Raw genomic sequence first — 3053 nt, 5'->3', positions numbered from 1 at the left:
GTGATCAACGGCTTAGACACCTTGATCATCCGGAGCCGCGTCCTGTTTCACCAAACCGGCGAAGGCGACAACCCGCCCACTACATCGCAACTATGACGTCTCGCCACCCGAGAACGCTCGCGCCCTGGATCAACTCCCGGCAGGTCTCCCACACATCCGGCCCGACTAACTCCCCGGCCCATTCCCCCTGCATGCCACAAGACTGGCCCCGGACCTACCGGTCCGGGGCCGGAACGCAAAAGATTTTCAGTGGCCTTCTAGGCAGTGTCCTACGGGTCTGGTGACTGGGCGGCGTCCATGTCGTTCCGACTCTTGTGGGGCGGGGTGATCTATCCGACGCCGAGTGGGCCCGGCTGAAGTCGCACCTGCCGCGGAACGTCGGGCGAGGGGGGGCGGTGGAAGGAGCCACCGCAGGGTGATCAACGTCCCCGGACAGTCCCTGAAGGCTCCTGACTGGCAACGGTCCTGCTGAACAGGAGAGGCGCGGGACATGGGGCGAGCACCCCCGGCAAGGTGTTCTCGGGGCTGGACGGCTTCAAGTGGGTGCCCGAGCTGGGTGACGTCGCCGCGTTCGGCTCGGTCGGTAGATCTCGTGTGGTCGCTCCCGCGCGATCCGGCCTCGTTCCAGCAGCCGAGGTATGACGTTTTCTGTTCGGGCCCTGTTCGTGCCGCTATTCCGTAGTGCCGCGGCAGAGGCCCTCGACGCGGAACCACAGGCCCGGGGCGTAGACCGCATGGATGACGGCTTCCGCTCCTCTCATAACCCGGAGGATTCTCAGGGCCCCGCTGGGAAGTACGTCGTATTGGTAAGTGATCTCGGTATTCTCCTCGACGGTGTCGTCGTAGGAGATATCCGCCCTACGCTCGTTCGCGTACTCCTTTGGCGGCCGATTCTCCACCAGCTTGATGAAGACGCTCATGGGCCAACGGTACGGTCCTTTCGTGAGCTTCGCCCTCGGGGACGAGGGGAGGTCGCGGCGTCCACTGGCTGGGGCCCTGCTCCTGTTCACGGCAGCCTGGCAGGGGGCGGAGCCTCCTTGGGCGGTCGGCGGCCGAAGCCCGGCTGGTCGCCAGCCAGGATCGCGCGGGTTCGGCGGAATGCGTTGTGTCCACGGTGAAGTGGAGTCGGGTACCGCCTTCGCGGCCGGCCGGGTCGGTCTCCGGCGGGATGATCAGCAGGTCCAGGCGCTCCGCGGTGTAGGAGAACACGAGGAGCTTGTGCGGGTCCTGCTCATTCGTGAACCACCCCACGTGCACCGTGTGTCCGGTGACGGGAACCTTGCGCGGGATCACGGGCCAGAAGGCCGGATTCACCGTGACGTGGGTAACCCGCCCCCAGGAGTGGTCCAGCCTCTCCGCCAGTGCGGGGAGCTCGCGGGAGAGGTCACGCGAGCGAGGCCACCAGGCACCGTCCAGAAGCCCCGGCACCGTTCCCGGCGTCAGGGACAGGCGAGCGGGCGGCGGAGGGGCATGCTCGTCGGTGGTCGTACGGTCGACAGTGACAGCCATGATGCGAACCCTGCCCCGGGCTCGTCGTCGACGGCCCGGCAGTGCGAATCGCCGGGAACGACACCCGCATGGGCGCCGGTGTGCGAAGTGTTCTCGGTTTCTTCACCCTACTCCGGCAGGCGGGTCCGCAGGCCTCGCGCGACCAGGCAACCTTGCGGGAACGCGGGCGTGCGACGACCCTGTGGGCGACCGGCCGCCGGCCTGCGGAGCACGGTGGGATTACTGCGAGCGCTTCGCCCGGTGCTGCCGGCACATTCCGGACGACGAGTGAATGCGCGGAACTCTCGGAGACAGGCGAGCACATCATGGCCGATTCCGACACCCCACGCCTTCCCGGGCTTCTGCCGGATGCGATTCACCATTCCGTGAGACCTGGGACGGCGCTCCTGCGGCTGGAGACGACGCAAGAACGCGGGGGAGTCCTGTAACGGTGCGTGGTGGCCGCGCTCCCGCGACATCCATGCCGAGCTTCCCGGTCTGATCACCGCCCTGACCGAGCGCCTCGGTCCCATCATGCGCGTGGTCCTGGACGGGAGTGCCTGGGAGGAGTTCCCGGCGCGGCAGACCGTCGACGACCGGGTCGTGCGCATCGACTCCTTCCCGGTCGGTGACGACACGGTCCTCATTACCCGGGGCGAGAACGATCACTTCGCTCTGCTGGTGGTCCCGCCCGACGCGGCACCCGACGCGGCACGGGCCGCAATGGCCAGAGCCGTACGGGCCGACAATGTCACCCAGGCCGAACAGATCCTCATCGACACCGGCAGCACTCCGCGGACCTGAACGCCTGGGCAGCGCGGCGTACGGTCAGCCGAGGAAGGACAGCCGGACCTTTCGGTCGGGGGTGTCCCGGCCGGTGGTCACCAGAACGACGGACTGCGAGGTCCCCAGCTCCAGCTCACCGCCGACCACGGGCAGCGTGGCGTGGGGCGGGACCAGGGCCGGGAGCATGTGATCGCGGCCGGGGACCGCACCGCCGTGGCGGTCCTGCCAGCGGTCGTCCGCGCGAAGAACCTCACGGAGGGCCGCCAGCAGGTCGTTGTCACTGCCGGCCCCGGTCTCGATGACGGCCAGGCCGGACGTCGCGTGCGGGGTGAAGACGTTCAGCAGTCCGTCTCTCCCGTGAGCGACCTCCCGGAGGAACGCGGAGCACGCGTTCGTCAGGTCGTGCATGGTTTCGGCGGAGCCGGTTGTCACGTCGACGGTGCGGGTGGTGAAGGTGCCGGTCATGGTTCACCAGTACCCGCTGTACAGGAGCAGCGCTGACGGCTGGACGGGTTGTTCCGCCGGACTCCGATCACCGAAGCCGCCCCGCCGCTCGACCCACGTCATGGGCCGGTCGGTTCATCCCTGTTCGCGACGTACAGGCAGGACTAGGGCGTGTCCGGTGGGTCACCCGTGACCCACCGGACACGCCCTAAGTGGTCGCCCTCGGAAGTTCTTCGGGGGTTGACTGCAGAGTCGGTGTGGTGTCTGGTATCCCGACTTGCCGGATCGCCACTGCGTCGAGGTTGATGTCGTGGACTCCTCTGCGGGCGTCGCGG

The 3053-nt window shown here is 67.9% G+C and carries 2 protein-coding genes and 3 pseudogenes; 2 read left to right on the top strand and 3 right to left on the bottom strand.

Annotated elements, in window-relative coordinates; genetic code table 11:
* Window positions 1–314: 314 nt before the first annotated feature.
* Window positions 315–424: pseudogene (locus C1I97_RS34345) on the top strand (IS5/IS1182 family transposase); the annotation flags it as partial.
* Window positions 425–671: 247 nt separating this feature from the next.
* Here C1I97_RS34345 and C1I97_RS34340 read toward each other — a convergent pair.
* Entirely contained in the window at window positions 672–920 is a 249-nt protein-coding gene (locus C1I97_RS34340; RefSeq protein ID WP_111006903.1) for a hypothetical protein, read from the bottom strand.
* Window positions 921–1146: 226 nt separating this feature from the next.
* Window positions 1147–1509: pseudogene (locus tag C1I97_RS40825) on the bottom strand (DUF5994 family protein); the annotation flags it as partial.
* 305 nt (window positions 1510–1814) lie between these two features.
* On the opposite strand from C1I97_RS40825, the pseudogene C1I97_RS34330 reads away from it, so the two are divergent.
* A pseudogene (locus C1I97_RS34330) lies at window positions 1815–2292 on the top strand (DUF5994 family protein).
* A 24-nt stretch (window positions 2293–2316) separates the two neighbouring features.
* Here C1I97_RS34330 and C1I97_RS34325 read toward each other — a convergent pair.
* Complete coding sequence (locus C1I97_RS34325; protein WP_111006902.1) at window positions 2317–2739, bottom strand: YjbQ family protein; 423 nt, start codon at window positions 2737–2739, stop codon at window positions 2317–2319.
* Window positions 2740–3053 lie beyond the last annotated feature (314 nt).

Source organism: Streptomyces sp. NTH33 (assembly GCF_003236365.1).
GTDB lineage: Bacteria > Actinomycetota > Actinomycetes > Streptomycetales > Streptomycetaceae > Streptomyces.
The sequence above is the reverse complement of the archived record's forward strand: the minus strand, read 5'-3'. Positions and strand labels throughout refer to the sequence as shown.

Excerpts from the sequence above, each read along its gene's own strand:
- C1I97_RS34340 (WP_111006903.1), bottom strand. The coding sequence starts at position 920 with ATGAGCGTCTTCATCAAGCTGGTGGAGAATCGGCCGCCAAAGGAGTAC.
- C1I97_RS34325 (WP_111006902.1), bottom strand. The coding sequence starts at position 2,739 with ATGACCGGCACCTTCACCACCCGCACCGTCGACGTGACAACCGGCTCC.